Source organism: Salmonella sp. NW177 (assembly GCF_051811585.1).
Lineage (GTDB): Bacteria > Pseudomonadota > Gammaproteobacteria > Enterobacterales > Enterobacteriaceae > Salmonella > Salmonella enterica.
This window is the reverse complement of sequence record NZ_JAMMZV010000005.1, coordinates 71056-89016: the sequence shown is the minus strand read 5'-3', so window position 1 is coordinate 89016 and position 17961 is coordinate 71056. Positions and strand designations below refer to the sequence as shown.

Sequence of the window (17961 nt, the reverse complement as noted above, 5' to 3'; positions counted from 1 at the left end):
GCAGCACTTCACTTCGCTAACCACTATTTTAATAGCGCGAAGCACTGCCGACCACCACGGACCATTTGCAATGGTGAACAATATGACCGACTTAACCGCGCAAGACGCTGCATGGAGTACCCGCGATCATCTTGATGATCCGGTTATCGGCGAACTGCGCAACCGTTTTGGGCCGGATGCCTTTACCGTTCAGGCGACCCGCACCGGTATCCCCGTTGTTTGGGTCAAGCGTGAACAACTACTGGAGGTTGGCGATTTCTTAAAGAAACTGCCGAAACCTTACGTCATGCTGTTTGACTTACACGGCATGGATGAACGCCTGCGTACGCACCGTGACGGGTTACCCGCCGCGGATTTTTCCGTTTTCTACCACCTGATTTCCATTGAGCGTAATCGCGATATCATGCTCAAGGTGGCGTTGTCTGAAAACGACCTGCGCGTGCCGACCTTCACTAAACTTTTCCCTAACGCCAACTGGTACGAGCGTGAGACCTGGGAGATGTTTGGTATTGATATCGAAGGCCACCCGCACCTGACGCGCATCATGATGCCGCAAACCTGGGAAGGCCATCCGCTGCGTAAAGATTATCCGGCGCGCGCGACCGAATTCGACCCGTTTGAGCTGACCAAAGCCAAGCAGGATCTGGAGATGGAAGCGCTGACCTTTAAGCCGGAAGACTGGGGGATGAAGCGCGGGACTGACAACGAGGACTTTATGTTCCTCAACCTCGGCCCGAACCACCCGTCTGCGCACGGTGCGTTTCGTATTATCCTGCAACTTGACGGTGAAGAAATCGTCGACTGCGTGCCGGATATCGGCTATCACCACCGCGGCGCCGAAAAAATGGGCGAGCGCCAGTCCTGGCATAGCTACATTCCCTATACCGACCGTATCGAATACCTCGGTGGTTGCGTCAATGAAATGCCGTACGTGCTGGCGGTAGAAAAGTTGGCAGGGATCACCGTCCCGGATCGGGTGAACGTCATCCGCGTGATGCTCTCCGAACTGTTCCGCATTAACAGTCATCTGCTGTACATCTCGACCTTTATTCAGGACGTCGGCGCGATGACGCCGGTCTTCTTTGCCTTTACCGACCGGCAGAAAATTTATGACCTGGTGGAAGCCATTACCGGTTTCCGTATGCACCCGGCCTGGTTCCGTATCGGCGGCGTCGCGCACGACTTGCCGCGCGGTTGGGATCGCCTGCTGCGAGAGTTCCTTGAGTGGATGCCGAAGCGTCTGGATTCTTACGAGAAAGCCGCGCTGCGTAACACCATTCTGAAAGGGCGTTCGCAGGGCGTTGCCGCTTACGGCGCGAAAGAGGCGCTGGAGTGGGGCACCACCGGCGCAGGGCTGCGCGCGACCGGGATCGACTTCGACGTACGTAAATGGCGTCCATACTCTGGCTACGAAAACTTTGACTTTGAAGTGCCGGTGGGCGGCGGCGTTTCCGACTGCTATACCCGCGTGATGCTGAAAGTGGAAGAGCTGCGCCAGAGTCTGCGCATTCTTCAGCAGTGCCTCGATAACATGCCGGAAGGCCCGTTCAAAGCGGATCACCCGCTGACCACGCCGCCGCCGAAAGAGCGCACGCTGCAACATATCGAAACCCTGATCACCCACTTCCTGCAGGTCTCCTGGGGCCCGGTGATGCCGGCGCAGGAGTCCTTCCAGATGGTGGAAGCGACGAAGGGGATTAACAGTTACTACCTGACCAGCGACGGCAGCACTATGAGCTACCGTACCCGCGTGCGCACGCCGAGCTTTGCGCACCTGCAGCAGATTCCCTCGGCGATCCGCGGTAGCCTGGTCTCCGACCTGATTGTCTATCTGGGTAGTATCGATTTTGTTATGTCAGATGTGGACCGCTAATTATGCACGAGAATCAACAACCACAAACCGAGGCTTTTGAGCTGAGTGCGGCAGAGCGTGAAGCGATAGAGCACGAGAAGCACCACTACGAAGACCCGCGTGCGGCGTCCATTGAAGCGCTGAAAATCGTTCAAAAGCAGCGTGGCTGGGTGCCGGACGGCGCGATCTACGCTATTGCCGATGTGCTGGGTATTCCGGCGAGCGACGTCGAAGGCGTCGCCACATTCTACAGCCAGATCTTCCGTCAGCCGGTCGGTCGCCACGTGATTCGCTACTGCGACAGCGTGGTGTGCCATATCACCGGCTATCAGGGGATTCAGGCCGCGCTGGAAAAAAATCTCAACATCAAACCGGGGCAGACGACCTTTGATGGTCGCTTTACGCTGCTGCCGACCTGCTGCCTGGGGAATTGCGATAAAGGGCCGAACATGATGATTGATGAGGATACTCACAGCCATCTGACCCCGGAAGCCATTCCTGAACTACTGGAGCGGTATAAATGAAAAACGTTATCCGTACTCCCGAAACCCATCCGCTGACCTGGCGTCTGCGCGATGACAAACAGCCGGTCTGGCTGGATGAATATCGTAGCAAAAACGGCTACGAAGGCGCGCGTAAGGCGCTGACCGGCCTGTCTCCGGATGAAATCGTCAGCCAGGTAAAAGACGCCGGTCTGAAAGGGCGCGGCGGCGCGGGCTTTTCCACCGGTCTCAAGTGGAGCCTGATGCCGAAAGATGAATCCATGAACATCCGTTACCTGCTGTGTAACGCCGATGAAATGGAACCGGGCACCTATAAAGACCGTCTGCTGATGGAACAGCTGCCGCACCTGCTGGTGGAAGGCATGCTGATCTCCGCGTTCGCGCTGAAAGCGTATCGTGGTTACATCTTCCTGCGCGGCGAATATATCGAAGCGGCTGTACATCTGCGCCGTGCGATTGCCGAAGCAACCGAGGCCGGGCTGCTTGGCAAAAATATCATGGGCACCGGGTTCGACTTTGAACTGTTTGTCCACACCGGGGCAGGGCGTTACATCTGTGGTGAAGAAACGGCGCTGATTAACTCCCTCGAAGGCCGCCGCGCGAACCCGCGCTCCAAGCCGCCTTTCCCGGCGACCTCCGGCGTATGGGGCAAGCCGACCTGTGTGAATAACGTCGAAACGTTGTGTAACGTCCCGGCAATCCTCGCCAACGGCGTGGAGTGGTACCAGAACATCTCGAAAAGCAAAGATGCGGGTACCAAGCTGATGGGCTTCTCGGGCCGCGTGAAGAATCCGGGCCTGTGGGAATTACCGTTCGGCACCACCGCGCGCGAGATCCTCGAAGACTACGCGGGCGGTATGCGCGATGGCCTGAAATTCAAAGCCTGGCAGCCGGGCGGGGCGGGAACCGACTTCCTGACCGAGGCGCATCTTGACCTGCCGATGGAGTTCGAAAGCATCGGTAAAGCAGGCAGCCGTCTGGGCACCGCGCTGGCGATGGCGGTAGACCACGAAATCGGCATGGTATCGCTGGTGCGTAACCTGGAAGAGTTCTTTGCCCGCGAATCCTGTGGCTGGTGTACGCCATGCCGCGACGGGCTGCCGTGGAGCGTGAAAATTCTGCGCGCGCTGGAGCGTGGCGAAGGCCAGCCGGGGGATATCGAGACACTTGAGCAACTGTGTCGTTTCCTCGGACCGGGTAAAACCTTCTGCGCGCATGCGCCGGGCGCGGTTGAGCCACTGCAAAGCGCAATTAAGTATTTCCGCGAAGAATTCGAAGCTGGCATCAAGCAGCCGTTCAGCAATACCCATTTAATCAATGGTATTCAGCCGAACCTGCTCAAAGAGCGCTGGTGAGTTAACGATTTTTAATTTGGAAGCATGCTAATGGCTACGATTCATGTAGACGGCAAAGAATACGAGGTCAACGGCGCGGACAACCTGCTACAGGCATGTCTGTCCCTCGGCCTTGATATTCCGTATTTTTGCTGGCACCCGGCGCTGGGAAGCGTCGGTGCTTGCCGCCAGTGTGCGGTGAAGCAATACCAAAACGCGGAAGATACGCGTGGTCGCCTGGTGATGTCCTGTATGACGCCAGCCACCGACGGTACCTTTATCTCTATTGACGACGAAGAAGCGAAACAGTTCCGTGAAAGCGTGGTGGAGTGGCTGATGACTAACCACCCGCACGACTGTCCGGTCTGTGAAGAGGGCGGTAACTGCCATCTTCAGGATATGACCGTGATGACGGGTCACAGTTTCCGTCGCTATCGTTTCACCAAACGTACCCACCGCAACCAGGATCTGGGGCCGTTCATCTCTCACGAAATGAACCGTTGCATCGCCTGCTACCGTTGTGTGCGTTACTACAAAGATTATGCCGACGGCACCGATCTGGGCGTCTATGGCGCGCATGACAACGTCTACTTCGGGCGTCCGGAAGACGGTACGCTGGAAAGCGAATTCTCCGGTAACCTGGTCGAGATTTGCCCGACCGGCGTCTTCACCGATAAAACGCACTCCGAGCGTTACAACCGTAAATGGGACATGCAGTTTGCGCCGAGCATCTGCCAGCAGTGTTCCATCGGCTGTAACATCAGCCCGGGCGAGCGCTATGGCGAATTACGCCGTATCGAAAACCGTTACAACGGTACCGTTAACCACTACTTCCTCTGCGACCGCGGTCGTTTCGGCTATGGCTATGTGAACCTGAAAGACCGTCCGCGTCAGCCGGTTCAGCGCCGCGGCGATGACTTTATTACTCTCAACGCCGAGCAGGCGATGCAGGGCGCGGCGGATATTCTGCGCCAGTCGAAGAAAGTGATCGGTATCGGTTCGCCACGCGCCAGCATTGAGAGCAACTTTGCGCTGCGTGAGCTGGTTGGTGCGGAAAACTTCTACACCGGTATCGCGCGCGGCGAGCAGGAGCGTCTGCAACTGGCGCTGAAGGTGCTGCGTGAAGGCGGAATTTACACCCCGGCGCTGCGGGAAATCGAATCTTATGACGCGGTACTGGTCTTGGGTGAGGATGTCACTCAGACCGGCGCGCGCGTTGCGCTGGCGGTACGTCAGGCGGTGAAGGGTAAAGCGCGTGAAATGGCGGCGGCGCAGAAAGTGGCCGACTGGCAGATTGCGGCCATCCTTAACATCGGCCAGCGTGCCAAACATCCGCTGTTCGTGACCAACGTGGACGACACCCGTCTGGATGATATCGCCGCCTGGACCTATCGCGCGCCGGTGGAAGATCAGGCGCGCCTGGGCTTTGCGATTGCTCATGCGCTGGACAATACAGCACCTGCGGTTGACGGTATCGACAGCGACTTACAAAACAAAATTGATGTCATTGTGCAGGCGTTGGCCGGCGCGAAAAAACCGCTGATTATCTCCGGCACTAACGCCGGTAGCAGTGAGGTGATTCAGGCGGCCGCCAACGTGGCGAAAGCGCTGAAAGGCCGTGGCGCCGACGTCGGTATTACTATGATTGCTCGTTCCGTGAACAGCATGGGGCTGGGTATGATGGGCGGCGGTTCGCTTGATGATGCGTTGGGCGAGCTGGAAACCGGCAGTGCGGACGCGGTGGTGGTGCTGGAAAACGATCTCCACCGTCATGCAAGCGCTACGCGCGTGAACGCTGCGCTCGCCAAAGCGCCGCTGGTGATGGTGGTTGACCATCAGCGCACGGCGATTATGGAAAACGCGCATCTGGTGCTTTCCGCGGCAAGCTTCGCCGAAAGCGATGGTACGGTCATCAACAACGAAGGCCGCGCGCAGCGCTTCTTCCAGGTTTATGATCCGGCCTACTACGATAACAAGACGATTATGCTGGAAAGCTGGCGCTGGCTGCATTCACTGCACAGCACCGTCGAAAACCGCGAAGTGGACTGGACTCAGCTTGACCACGTGATCGACGCGGTCATTGCCGCCATGCCGCAATTTGCCGGTATTAAAGACGCCGCGCCGGATGCGACCTTCCGCATTCGTGGGCAGAAGCTGGCGCGCGAACCGCATCGTTACAGCGGTCGTACCGCAATGCGCGCCAATATCAGCGTGCACGAACCACGTCAGCCGCAGGATAAAGACACCATGTTCGCCTTCTCAATGGAAGGGAATAACCAACCGACTGCCCCGCGATCTGAAATTCCGTTCGCCTGGGCGCCGGGCTGGAACTCCCCGCAGGCGTGGAACAAATTCCAGGATGAAGTGGGCGGCAAACTGCGTCACGGCGATCCGGGCGTGCGTTTGATTGAAGCGACTGAGGGCGGTCTGGATTATTTCACTACCGTGCCGGCAAGCTTCCAGGCGCAGGACGGTCAGTGGCGTATTGCGCCGTATTACCACCTGTTTGGCAGCGACGAATTGTCTCAGCGTTCTCCGGTCTTCCAGAGCCGTATGCCGCAGCCGTATATCAAACTTAACCCGGCGGATGCCGCGAAGTTGGGTGTCAATGCCGGGACGCGCGTCTCCTTTAGCTACGATGGCAATACGGTGACGCTGCCGGTTGAAATCTCTGAAGGGTTAGCGGCAGGGCAGGTAGGGCTGCCGATGGGTATGCCTGGCATCGCGCCGGTTCTGGCTGGCGCGCGTCTTGAGGATCTGCGGGAGGCGCAACAATGAGTTGGATTACACCGGATCTGATTGAGATCCTGCTGAGCATTCTCAAAGCGGTGGTGATTCTGCTGGTGGTCGTCACCTGCGGGGCCTTCATGAGCTTTGGCGAACGTCGTCTGCTGGGTCTGTTCCAGAACCGTTATGGACCAAACCGCGTTGGCTGGGGCGGCTCGCTCCAGCTGGTCGCGGACATGATCAAGATGTTCTTTAAAGAAGACTGGATCCCGAAATTCTCGGATCGCGTCATCTTTACCCTGGCGCCGATGATCGCGTTTACTTCGCTGCTGCTCTCCTTCGCCATTGTGCCGGTTAGCCCTAACTGGGTGGTGGCCGATTTAAACATCGGGATTTTGTTCTTCCTGATGATGGCCGGTCTGGCGGTTTACGCGGTGCTGTTCGCCGGTTGGTCGAGCAACAACAAATACTCGCTGCTCGGCGCGATGCGCGCGTCTGCCCAGACGGTGAGCTACGAAGTGTTCCTTGGTCTTTCCCTGATGGGCGTGGTGGCGCAGGCCGGTTCATTTAATATGACCGATATCGTCAATAACCAGGCGCATCTGTGGAACGTGATTCCGCAATTCTTTGGGTTTGTTACTTTCGCCATCGCGGGCGTAGCGGTCTGTCACCGTCACCCGTTTGACCAGCCGGAAGCCGAGCAGGAACTGGCGGACGGTTACCACATCGAATATTCCGGGATGAAATTCGGTCTGTTCTTTGTGGGGGAGTACATCGGCATCGTCACCGTTTCCGCGCTGATGGTAACGTTGTTCTTCGGTGGCTGGCATGGCCCGTTCTTACCGCCATTCGTCTGGTTCGCGCTGAAAACCGCGTTCTTCATGATGATGTTCATTTTGATTCGTGCGTCGTTACCGCGTCCGCGTTATGACCAGGTAATGTCCTTCGGCTGGAAAGTTTGCCTGCCGCTGACGCTCATCAACTTGCTGGTAACGGCGGCTGTCATTCTGTGGCAGGCGCAATAAGGGACACAAAGACCATGACCTTAAAAGAATTATTAGTAGGTTTCGGCACTCAGGTACGCAGTATCTGGATGATCGGCCTGCATGCGTTCGCCAAACGCGAAACGCGGATGTATCCGGAAGAGCCGGTCTATTTACCGCCCCGTTACCGTGGCCGTATCGTGCTCACGCGCGACCCGGACGGTGAAGAGCGCTGCGTTGCCTGTAACCTGTGTGCGGTAGCCTGTCCGGTAGGCTGTATCTCTCTGCAAAAAGCGGAGACCAAAGATGGCCGCTGGTATCCGGAATTTTTCCGCATTAACTTCTCACGCTGCATCTTCTGCGGCCTGTGCGAAGAAGCGTGCCCGACCACGGCGATTCAGTTGACCCCGGACTTCGAACTGGGCGAATACAAACGTCAGGATCTGGTGTACGAAAAAGAGGATCTGCTGATTTCCGGTCCGGGCAAATACCCGGAATATAACTTCTACCGGATGGCGGGTATGGCAATCGACGGCAAAGATAAAGGCGAAGCAGAGAACGAAGCCAAGCCTATCGACGTCAAGAGCCTGTTACCGTAAGGAGAGGGCAATGGAATTCGCTTTTTATATCTGTGGCCTGATAGCCATCCTCGCGACCCTGCGAGTGATCACCCATACCAATCCGGTACACGCGCTGTTGTATCTGGTGATATCGCTACTGGCGATTTCCGGGGTGTTCTTTTCGCTGGGCGCTTATTTTGCCGGTGCGCTGGAAATTATCGTCTACGCAGGCGCCATCATGGTGCTGTTTGTGTTCGTGGTGATGATGCTCAACCTCGGCGGCAGCGAAATCGAACAGGAACGCCAGTGGCTGAAGCCGCAGGTGTGGATTGGTCCGGCGGTTTTGTCGGCCATTATGCTGGCGGTCATTGTGTACGCCATTCTGGGCGTTAACGACCAGGGCATCGACGGCACGCCGATTAGCGCGAAAGCGGTGGGCATCACGCTGTTCGGGCCTTATGTTCTGGCGGTCGAACTGGCGTCTATGCTGCTGCTGGCAGGCCTGGTGGTGGCGTTCCACGTCGGTCGTGAAGAGCGTGCGGGCGAAGTGCTAAGCAACCGCGCCGATGACCGCGCGAAAAGAAAAACGGAGGAGCGCGCATGATCCCCTTAACACACGGACTGATCCTCGCTGCGATTTTATTCGTCCTGGGTTTAACTGGTCTGGTTATCCGCCGCAATCTGCTGTTTATGCTGATCGGGCTGGAAATCATGATTAACGCCTCCGCGCTGGCCTTTGTGGTCGCCGGGAGCTACTGGGGCCAGACCGATGGTCAGGTGATGTACATTCTCGCCATCAGCCTTGCGGCTGCGGAAGCGAGTATTGGACTTGCGCTGTTGCTGCAACTCCATCGCCGTCGCCAGAACCTGAACATCGATTCAGTAAGTGAGATGCGTGGATGAACATGCTTGCCTTAACCATTATTCTGCCATTGATTGGCTTTGTACTGCTGGCGTTCTCTCGCGGACGCTGGTCGGAAAATCTCTCCGCGACCATTGGCGTGGGCTCCGTTGGTCTGGCGGCGTTGGTGACAGCGTTTGTCGGGATGGATTTCTTCGCCAACGGCAAACAGGCGTTCAGCCAGCCGCTGTGGGCGTGGATGTCGGTCGGTAACTTCAACATCGGTTTTAACCTGGTGCTGGACGGCCTGTCGCTGACCATGCTCTCTGTGGTCACCGGCGTCGGCTTCCTGATCCACATGTTCGCGTCCTGGTACATGCGTGGAGAAGAGGGTTACTCCCGCTTCTTCGCTTATACCAACCTGTTTATCGCCAGCATGGTTGTTCTGGTGCTGTCCGATAACCTGCTGTTGATGTACCTCGGCTGGGAAGGCGTGGGCCTGTGCTCTTATCTGTTGATCGGCTTCTATTACAGCGATCCGAAGAATGGCGCAGCGGCAATGAAAGCCTTCGTGGTGACCCGTGTCGGTGACGTATTCCTCGCCTTCGCGCTGTTCATCCTCTACAACGAACTGGGCACGCTGAACTTCCGCGAAATGGTCGAGCTGGCGCCAGCGCACTTTGCTGACGGCAACAACATGCTGATGTGGGCGACGCTGATGCTGCTGGGCGGCGCGGTCGGTAAATCTGCGCAGCTACCGTTGCAGACCTGGCTTGCCGACGCGATGGCCGGTCCGACGCCGGTCTCCGCGCTGATCCACGCCGCGACGATGGTTACCGCCGGTGTCTACCTGATCGCTCGTACCCATGGTCTGTTCCTGATGACCCCGGAAATTCTGCATCTGGTGGGCATTATCGGGGCGATTACGCTGGTCATGGCGGGTTTCGCCGCGCTGGTGCAGACCGACATCAAACGCGTGCTGGCCTATTCCACCATGAGCCAGATTGGCTACATGTTCCTGGCGCTGGGCGTACAGGCGTGGGATGCAGCGATTTTCCACCTGATGACGCACGCCTTCTTTAAAGCGCTGCTGTTCCTGGCCTCCGGCTCGGTGATTCTGGCCTGTCATCACGAACAGAACATCTTTAAGATGGGCGGTCTGCGTAAGTCCATTCCGCTGGTGTATGCCTGCTTCCTGGTGGGGGGCGCGGCGCTGTCGGCGCTGCCGCTGGTCACTGCCGGCTTCTTCAGTAAGGATGAGATCCTGGCTGGCGCGATGGCGAACGGCCATATCAATCTGATGGTGGCGGGTCTGGTCGGCGCGTTCATGACCTCGCTGTACACCTTCCGGATGATTTTCATCGTATTCCACGGGAAAGAACAAATTCATGCTCATGCAGGGAAGGGGATTACCCATCATCTGCCGCTGATTGTCCTGATGATCCTGTCTACCTTTGTTGGCGCGCTGATTGTACCGCCATTGCAGGGGGTGCTGCCGCAGACAACTGAACTGGCGCATGGTCGCGTCATGACGCTGGAAATTACCTCTGGCGTAGTGGCGATTGCCGGCATCCTGATTGCCGCATGGCTGTGGCTGGGTAAACGCACGCTGGTGACGTCGATCGCCAACAGCGCGCCGGGCCGTCTGCTGGGGACCTGGTGGTATAACGCCTGGGGCTTTGACTGGCTGTACGACAAAGTATTCGTCAAGCCATTCCTCGGTATCGCCTGGCTGCTGAAGCGCGACCCGCTTAATGCGTTGATGAACATTCCGGCTATCCTTTCCCGTTTTGCAGGCAAAGGCCTGGTACTAAGCGAGAACGGTTATTTGCGCTGGTATGTGGCATCCATGAGCATCGGCGCGGTTGTGGTGCTGGCGCTGTTGATGGTACTGCGTTGATCGTAAAGTGAATTTTATCCAAATTCGTTGAAAATCAGGCCTCTGTCAGAGGCCTTAAAAAGGAATAAAAATCGCCATGTTACTACCCTGGCTAATATTGATTCCCTTTATCGGCGGCTTTCTGTGCTGGCAGACCGAACGCTTTGGCGTGAAGGTGCCGCGTTGGATAGCGCTGATTACCATGGGGCTGACGCTGGCGCTCGGTCTGCAATTGTGGTTGCAGGGCGGCTACTCACTGACGCAATCCGCCGGTATTCCGCAGTGGCAATCTGAATTTGTCCTGCCGTGGATCCCGCGTTTTGGCATCTCTATCCATCTGGCGCTCGACGGACTGTCGCTGCTAATGGTGGTGCTGACCGGCCTGCTCGGCGTTCTGGCGGTGCTTTGCTCCTGGCGAGAAATCGAAAAATATCAGGGCTTCTTCCACCTGAACCTGATGTGGATCTTAGGCGGCGTTATCGGCGTGTTCCTGGCCATCGACATGTTCCTGTTCTTCTTCTTCTGGGAAATGATGCTGGTGCCGATGTACTTCCTGATAGCGCTGTGGGGCCACAAAGCTTCTGACGGGAAAACGCGTATCACGGCGGCGACCAAGTTCTTCATCTACACCCAGGCGAGTGGTCTGGTGATGTTGATTGCCATCCTGGCGCTGGTCTTTGTGCACTATAAAGCGACCGGCGTGTGGACCTTCAACTATGAAGAGCTGCTGAACACGCCGATGTCCCACGGTGTGGAATATCTGCTGATGCTGGGCTTCTTCATCGCCTTCGCGGTGAAAATGCCGGTGGTGCCGCTGCATGGCTGGCTGCCGGATGCGCACTCCCAGGCGCCGACCGCCGGTTCCGTCGACCTGGCCGGTATCTTGCTGAAAACCGCCGCTTACGGTCTGCTGCGTTTCTCCCTGCCATTGTTCCCGAACGCGTCGGCGGAGTTTGCGCCTATCGCCATGTGGCTGGGCGTTATCGGCATTTTCTACGGCGCGTGGATGGCCTTTACCCAATACGACATCAAACGGCTGATTGCCTATACCTCCGTTTCCCACATGGGCTTCGTGCTGATCGCTATCTACACCGGCAGTCAGCTGGCGTACCAGGGCGCGGTGATTCAGATGATTGCGCATGGTTTGTCCGCAGCCGGTCTGTTCATTCTGTGTGGCCAGTTATACGAACGTCTGCATACGCGTGACATGCGTATGATGGGCGGCCTGTGGGGCAAAATGAAATGGTTGCCTGCGCTGTCCATGTTCTTTGCGGTGGCGACGCTCGGTATGCCGGGCACCGGTAACTTTGTCGGCGAATTTATGATTCTGTTCGGCAGCTACCAGGTGGTGCCGATGATTACCGTGATCTCCACCTTTGGGCTGGTATTCGCCTCTGTATACTCGCTGGCGATGCTGCATCGCGCTTACTTCGGTAAAGCGAAGAGCCAGATTGCCAGCCAGGAACTGCCAGGGATGTCGCTGCGCGAGCTGTTTATCATTCTGTTGCTGGTGGTGCTTCTGGTACTGCTTGGCTTCTATCCGCAGCCGATTCTGGATACCTCGCATTCTGCGATGAGCAACATCCAGCAGTGGTTTGTTAATTCCGTTACTACTACAAGGCCGTAAATCGCCATGACAATAACTCCACAACACCTGATTGCGCTGCTACCGCTGCTGATCGTCGGCTTGACGGTGGTGGTTGTGATGCTCTCCATTGCGTGGCGACGCAATCACTTCCTCAATGCCACGCTGTCGGTCATTGGGCTTAACGCTGCTCTGGTTTCGCTTTGGTTTGTCGGCCAGGCCGGGGCAATGGACGTCACGCCGCTGATGCGCGTTGACGGCTTTGCGATGCTCTACACCGGGCTGGTGCTGCTGGCGAGCCTCGCCACCTGTACCTTTGCCTACCCGTGGCTGGAAGGCTATAACGATAACCAGGAAGAGTTCTACCTGCTGGTGTTAATCGCCAGCCTGGGCGGAATTCTGCTGGCGAACGCTAACCATCTGGCGGCGCTGTTCCTTGGTATTGAACTGATCTCGCTGCCGCTGTTCGGCCTGATTGGTTATGCTTTCCGCCAGAAACGCTCGCTGGAAGCCAGTATCAAATACACCATCCTCTCCGCCGCCGCCTCGTCTTTCCTGCTGTTCGGGATGGCGCTGGTCTATGCGCAGTCCGGCAACCTGTCTTTCGAAGCGCTCGGTAAGAGCCTCGGCGATGGTATGCTGCACGAGCCGTTGCTGCTGGCGGGCTTTGGCCTGATGATTGTCGGTCTGGGCTTTAAACTTTCTCTGGTGCCGTTCCACCTGTGGACGCCAGACGTTTACCAGGGCGCGCCTGCGCCGGTTTCCACCTTCCTGGCGACGGCGAGCAAAATCGCTATCTTCGGCGTGGTGATGCGTCTGTTCCTCTATGCGCCGGTAGGCGACAGCGAAGCGGTACGCGTGGTGCTGGGCATTATCGCCTTTGCCTCTATCATCTTCGGTAACCTGATGGCGCTGAGCCAGACCAACATCAAACGTCTGCTCGGTTACTCTTCTATTTCTCACCTCGGCTATCTGCTGGTAGCGCTGATTGCCCTGCAGAGCGGCGAGATGTCGATGGAAGCGGTAGGCGTTTACCTGGCCGGTTATCTGTTCAGCAGCCTCGGCGCGTTTGGCGTGGTCAGCCTGATGTCCAGCCCGTTCCGCGGCCCGGATGCGGATTCTCTGTACTCTTACCGTGGTCTGTTCTGGCACCGTCCGGTTCTTGCCGCAGTGATGACGGTGATGATGCTGTCGCTGGCAGGTATCCCGATGACGCTGGGCTTTATCGGCAAATTCTACGTGCTGGCGGTCGGCGTTCAGGCCAGCTTGTGGTGGCTGGTCGCCGCCGTGGTAGTGGGTTCCGCGATTGGTTTGTACTACTACCTGCGCGTTGCGGTGAGTCTCTACCTGCACGCGCCGCAGCAACCGGGACGCGACGCGCCGACAAACTGGCAGTACAGCGCAGGCGGTATCGTGGTGCTGATCTCCGCGTTGCTGGTGTTGGTACTGGGCGTCTGGCCGCAGCCGCTGATTAGCCTTGTGCAACTGGCGATGCCGCTGATGTAATGCCGCGTTGATGATGTCAATAACCGCCGATTTATCGGCGGTTGAGACTGATGACCAACACCGGAGCCTCTAAATGTTGGATTGCATCCAACTTATGAAAACCTGTGACGCATAGAGACCATAGACTCGTTGGGTGAGGCGTAGCCGAAACCCAACACTTTTCCAACGAACACAGAACCAGATGCCGGATAAGGCGTAGCCGCCATCCGGCATCAACGTTGTATTCCCCTTTGTCAGCCATCCGACAGAGCCGCCAGGCGCTATTATATTCACACCTCCTCTATATTCCCCCTGAATAATAGATCGAAGCGATAAAATTCAAAACCAGTCGGCTTTGTTAATATAATTCGCAGTAATGTTATTTTAATTTATTTAATTTACATGAATCCAAGCGGTAGAATTACTAATTATTACCGCAACCTCTAAGTGCATATAATCGTTAAATAAATTTATTTACACACCATGTCATGCTAATGTTCATTTATAAAATTTAATAAAATGACAAATTCCGATTTATTATGTCGTAAACGTTACTCCGATATAGCCGGGTTTTGTGCTGCTCCACGGAGGTAAACAAAAAGGACAAAAAGAAAATAAGGACATAGTAAGTGAACAAAACCTACAATATTATATGGAACGCCGCCCGCGGCATGTATATTGTCACCTCCGAACTGGCGCGCAGCGGTAGCCGCGCTATCGTCAGCGTCAGCGCCTCGTGCGCGGTAACTCTGCTGGTGATGGATGCTGCCCCCGCCGTCGCAGAGGAAACGCGAGTTTCCATTCCCTCCCAGACCACCACCTACACCCTGTCAGGCGCTACGCCGTTCGTCGTGGAAACGGGCAATACCGTCGCCACCGACATAGCGACCAGCGCCGCCATCGTCGGCGATAACAGCAACGACTGGGATCTGCTGATTGAAAGCGGCGCTGTCGTGGGGAGCAGTCTGACCGACAGCCAGGCGATGAACCTGGATTCGTCAACGGGCGCCACCAGCGTACATAACCAGGGGACGATCACCGGTTCCAACGAGGATGGAACGATAATGCTTCAAAATGGCGGCAGCGTGATCAACGACGCCCGGATCGAAAACAACGCAACGTATGAGCATGATCCTCAGGATATCCCCCAGGAATATGCCGGCGTTTATATGCTCAATGGCGGCAGTTACGTCAGCAGCGAAAGCGGGGTGCTGGAAGGCGTTTCCGGGGTGATCGTCCAGAGCGGCGAGGCCCACATCACCAACGGCGGGATGATTAACTCCGATGGCTCCTGGCGCTCTTATGGCGTCGAGTTTCGCGACGGTACTTACGGTACGATTGTCAATACCGGCACCATTATCACCACGGCCAGCGATGGTTCAGGCAAGATCGAGGATGCGGCGATTTATGTCCACACCCTGAATGATATGGCGGTGAGTGGTTCTGTTTCTGTTGATAATAGCGGCCTTATGCAGTCTGATTTTATTACCGTTGCGCTCTATTACGGCTCTCATTTTGAAGTGGTCAACCGTGTCGGCGGGGTGATCACTGCGGGAAACAGCAGCCTCGTCGGCATCAAGTCCACCGCCATGGAACTTAAAGTGGGCGTCGACAACCTCGTCACCAATGACGGCACGATTTCCGCATATGGCACCGCCAATACTTACGGCATCCATTATGGCGAAAGTACCTCCGGCGGCGTTATCACCAATACCGGCTCCATTACCACCACGGGCGGCGGCGCGGGAGACGCCAGCGTCTATGTCCACGGCAACGGCGACGGCACCGTCGTCAACAACAGCGGAACCATGAGTTCCACCGTCTATGGTGTCTATCTCGACTCGGCACGTTCCAAAGGCCATACGCTCAATAACCAGGCTGGGGGCGTAATCTCGGCCAACACGGCGGTGGCGGTTAATGGCAACGGCAATACCATCACCAACCAGGGGAAGATGACCGGCGTAAGCGACGGCCTCCTTATCAGCGGCAATAACAATATCGTCACCACCTCAGGCGGTGAAATTTCAGGCAAAAATGGTATCCGCGTCAGTAAAGGCAGCGGCAACCAGATCACGGCCAAAAGTGGAAGTAAGATCACCACCACCAGCACCGGCATCAGTATCGCTGGCGGCAATAACCAGATAACGACCGAAAGCGGAAGCGCTATCGTCGCCAAAGACAACGGCATTCTGATTAACAGCGGCGCCAACAACGTCACCAATGGCGGCAGCATCACGGCGACCGGCTCCAGTATCTCTTACGGCATCCAGTACAATAGCGGCGCCAGCGGCACTATCACCAACACCGGCACCATTACCACAACGGGTAAAGGCGCCGGGGACGCGAGCGTCTATGCCCACGGCGGCGCCGTCACGATTAACAACAGCGGCACGATGGACTCCTCGGTATTCGGCGTCTACGTCACCACGGGCCACACGCTCAATAACCTGGCCGGCGGCTCCATCTCGGCAAATACCGCCGTTCAGTTCCACGGCAACAATAATAAGCTCGCCAATGCGGGAGCAATCCTGGGCGACACCAATGGCGTAACCATTAACGGCTCCGGCAACACCCTGACCAGTCAGGGGAAAATAACCGGCGGAATCAACGCCATTCTCATCAACAGCGGCAGCAAGAACAACACCCTCACCCTCAATACCGGTACGGAGATATCCGGCAGCATTACCGACGACAACAACAGCGCCAGCGCCAACAATAATCTGATTCTGGACGGAGAGGGTTCGCTGGGCAGCAGCATCAGCGGCCTGAACAGCGTGACCAGCAGCGGCGACTGGACGCTGTCGGGCGCGACGATGAACCTCTCGGGAACAACCAACAGCGCGCTTTGGGTAAAATCCGGCACGCTGATAGTGAACGGCGCGATGACCGCCAAAGGCGCGACCGTCGATAGCGGCACGACGTTACAGATTGGCAACGGAGGCACGCTGGGCGCGTTTAACGGCGACATCGTTGATAATGGCACGCTGACGTTTAACCGCAGCGATGCTGCCGCCTACGGCAGCGTCATCAGCGGCAGCGGCAACGTGGTAAAACAGGGCGGCGGCGAGCTGACGCTCAGTAACAACAACAGCTACAGCGGCGGCACCACCATAGCAGAGGGAACGCTGACTGCCACCGCTGGCGGCGCGCTGGGCAGCGGCAATATCGACAACCGCGCTTATCTCAAACTGGACGCGGCAAGCGCCAGCGATCCCTTTATCGTCGCGGATCTCACCACCCACAGCGGCGCCACCGTTGAAATCGGCGCGGGCAGCACGCTACAGGCCAATACCCTGACCCAGCAGGACGGCAGCACGCTGACGGCCGATTTGACGGAGACCAGCGGCCCCGCCATCCGCGCAAAAAACGTGAATCTGGACGGTACGCTGAATGTCGCCTCGCCCGCCAGTCAGGAGCCGATACGCAGCACCGACGATCTGATCTCCCTGGCGCTTATCGAATCGGACAACGCCATTAGCGGCGATTTTGACGACATCACTATCAACGGCAACGCCATGAACCCGGACGCGTTCATTACCGTCGTGGGGCAGAAAAACGTCAATGACACACACTATGATCTGGTCGAGACGTTGACGTGGTATGCCGATCGCGACAACGCCGCCATCGACGCCCACGGCACCTTCAACCTGGCGGATGCCGACGACAGCTTTACGGTCAACACGGTGCTGGAAAATGTTGACGCCAACAGCGGCTGGAACGGCCAGTCGCTTACCAAAACCGGCGCAGGCACGCTGATCCTGAATGCGGAAAACACCTATACCGGCGGCACCACCATCAGCGACGGCACGCTGATTGCCAACAACGTTGAGGCGCTGGGTACCGGCAACGTCACCGACAACGCCACGCTGGAGTTGAACACCGGCGGTGACTTTAACAACAACATCAGCGGCAGCGGCCAGGTGGTGAAATCCGGCGATAAGACGCTCACACTCTCCGGCGCCAATTCTTATACCGGCGGCACCACCATCAGCGGCGGCACGCTGGTCGCCAGCAACGTTGACGCGCTGGGCAGTGGCGACGTTACCGACAACGCCACGCTGGAGCTGAACACCGGCGGTGATTTTGACAACGCCATCGGCGGTACGGGCAGCGTGGTGAAATCCGGCGATAAAACGCTCACACTCTCCGGCGCCAATTCTTATACCGGCGGCACCACCATCAGCGGCGGCACGCTGGTCGCCAGCAACGTTG

The 17961-nt window shown here is 57.1% G+C and carries 12 protein-coding genes; all 12 read left to right on the top strand.

The window, feature by feature from the left end; genetic code table 11:
- Positions 1-70: 70 nt before the first annotated feature.
- The gene (gene nuoC, locus NA986_RS15155; RefSeq protein ID WP_000247855.1) at positions 71-1873 is read left to right on the top strand and encodes an NADH-quinone oxidoreductase subunit C/D; all 1803 of its coding nucleotides are present in this window, start codon (positions 71-73) and stop codon (positions 1871-1873) included.
- A 2-nt stretch (positions 1874-1875) separates the two neighbouring features.
- Complete coding sequence (nuoE, locus tag NA986_RS15150; protein WP_000545038.1) at positions 1876-2376, top strand: NADH-quinone oxidoreductase subunit NuoE; 501 nt, start codon at positions 1876-1878, stop codon at positions 2374-2376.
- Positions 2373-3710, top strand: a complete 1338-nt coding sequence (gene nuoF / locus NA986_RS15145; protein ID WP_000800048.1) for an NADH-quinone oxidoreductase subunit NuoF — start codon at positions 2373-2375, stop codon at positions 3708-3710. Before nuoE ends, nuoF begins: the two co-directional genes overlap by 4 nt.
- 30 nt (positions 3711-3740) lie before the next feature.
- Positions 3741-6467: an NADH-quinone oxidoreductase subunit NuoG gene (gene nuoG, locus NA986_RS15140; RefSeq protein WP_001518099.1), complete on the top strand. Its 2727-nt coding sequence runs from the start codon at positions 3741-3743 to the stop codon at positions 6465-6467.
- Positions 6464-7441, top strand: a complete 978-nt coding sequence (gene nuoH / locus NA986_RS15135) for an NADH-quinone oxidoreductase subunit NuoH (RefSeq protein WP_000118515.1) — start codon at positions 6464-6466, stop codon at positions 7439-7441. The genes nuoG and nuoH overlap by 4 nt, the downstream gene beginning before the upstream one ends.
- A 14-nt stretch (positions 7442-7455) precedes the next feature.
- Entirely contained in the window at positions 7456-7998 is a 543-nt protein-coding gene (gene nuoI / locus NA986_RS15130; protein ID WP_000172747.1) for an NADH-quinone oxidoreductase subunit NuoI, read from the top strand.
- Positions 7999-8008: 10 nt separating this feature from the next.
- The gene (gene nuoJ, locus NA986_RS15125; protein WP_000393522.1) at positions 8009-8563 is read left to right on the top strand and encodes an NADH-quinone oxidoreductase subunit J; all 555 of its coding nucleotides are present in this window, start codon (positions 8009-8011) and stop codon (positions 8561-8563) included.
- Positions 8560-8862, top strand: coding sequence for an NADH-quinone oxidoreductase subunit NuoK (gene nuoK / locus NA986_RS15120; RefSeq protein WP_000612687.1), 303 nt, complete (start codon positions 8560-8562; stop codon positions 8860-8862). The genes nuoJ and nuoK overlap by 4 nt, the downstream gene beginning before the upstream one ends.
- Entirely contained in the window at positions 8859-10700 is a 1842-nt protein-coding gene (gene nuoL, locus NA986_RS15115) for an NADH-quinone oxidoreductase subunit L (RefSeq protein ID WP_198889146.1), read from the top strand. The genes nuoK and nuoL overlap by 4 nt, the downstream gene beginning before the upstream one ends.
- 76 nt (positions 10701-10776) lie before the next feature.
- Positions 10777-12306, top strand: a complete 1530-nt coding sequence (nuoM, locus tag NA986_RS15110) for an NADH-quinone oxidoreductase subunit M (RefSeq protein WP_023138690.1) — start codon at positions 10777-10779, stop codon at positions 12304-12306.
- A 6-nt stretch (positions 12307-12312) separates the two neighbouring features.
- Positions 12313-13770 (top strand): NADH-quinone oxidoreductase subunit NuoN, encoded by a 1458-nt coding sequence (gene nuoN / locus NA986_RS15105; RefSeq protein ID WP_000156667.1) that lies wholly within the window; start codon positions 12313-12315, stop codon positions 13768-13770.
- 608 nt (positions 13771-14378) lie between these two features.
- On the top strand, positions 14379-17961 hold a 3583-nt coding region (locus NA986_RS15100; RefSeq protein ID WP_240890600.1), incomplete at its 3' end, for an autotransporter-associated beta strand repeat-containing protein.

What these genes read in the sequence shown, in the direction of transcription:
- nuoE (WP_000545038.1), top strand. Translation starts at nt 1,876, where the DNA reads ATGCACGAGAATCAACAACCACAAACCGAGGCTTTTGAGCTGAGTGCG.
- nuoM (WP_023138690.1), top strand. Translation starts at nt 10,777, where the DNA reads ATGTTACTACCCTGGCTAATATTGATTCCCTTTATCGGCGGCTTTCTG.
- nuoG (WP_001518099.1), top strand. Translation starts at nt 3,741, where the DNA reads ATGGCTACGATTCATGTAGACGGCAAAGAATACGAGGTCAACGGCGCG.
- nuoH (WP_000118515.1), top strand. Translation starts at nt 6,464, where the DNA reads ATGAGTTGGATTACACCGGATCTGATTGAGATCCTGCTGAGCATTCTC.
- nuoN (WP_000156667.1), top strand. Translation starts at nt 12,313, where the DNA reads ATGACAATAACTCCACAACACCTGATTGCGCTGCTACCGCTGCTGATC.
- nuoJ (WP_000393522.1), top strand. Translation starts at nt 8,009, where the DNA reads ATGGAATTCGCTTTTTATATCTGTGGCCTGATAGCCATCCTCGCGACC.
- nuoL (WP_198889146.1), top strand. Translation starts at nt 8,859, where the DNA reads ATGAACATGCTTGCCTTAACCATTATTCTGCCATTGATTGGCTTTGTA.
- nuoF (WP_000800048.1), top strand. Translation starts at nt 2,373, where the DNA reads ATGAAAAACGTTATCCGTACTCCCGAAACCCATCCGCTGACCTGGCGT.
- nuoK (WP_000612687.1), top strand. Translation starts at nt 8,560, where the DNA reads ATGATCCCCTTAACACACGGACTGATCCTCGCTGCGATTTTATTCGTC.
- nuoC (WP_000247855.1), top strand. Translation starts at nt 71, where the DNA reads ATGGTGAACAATATGACCGACTTAACCGCGCAAGACGCTGCATGGAGT.
- nuoI (WP_000172747.1), top strand. Translation starts at nt 7,456, where the DNA reads ATGACCTTAAAAGAATTATTAGTAGGTTTCGGCACTCAGGTACGCAGT.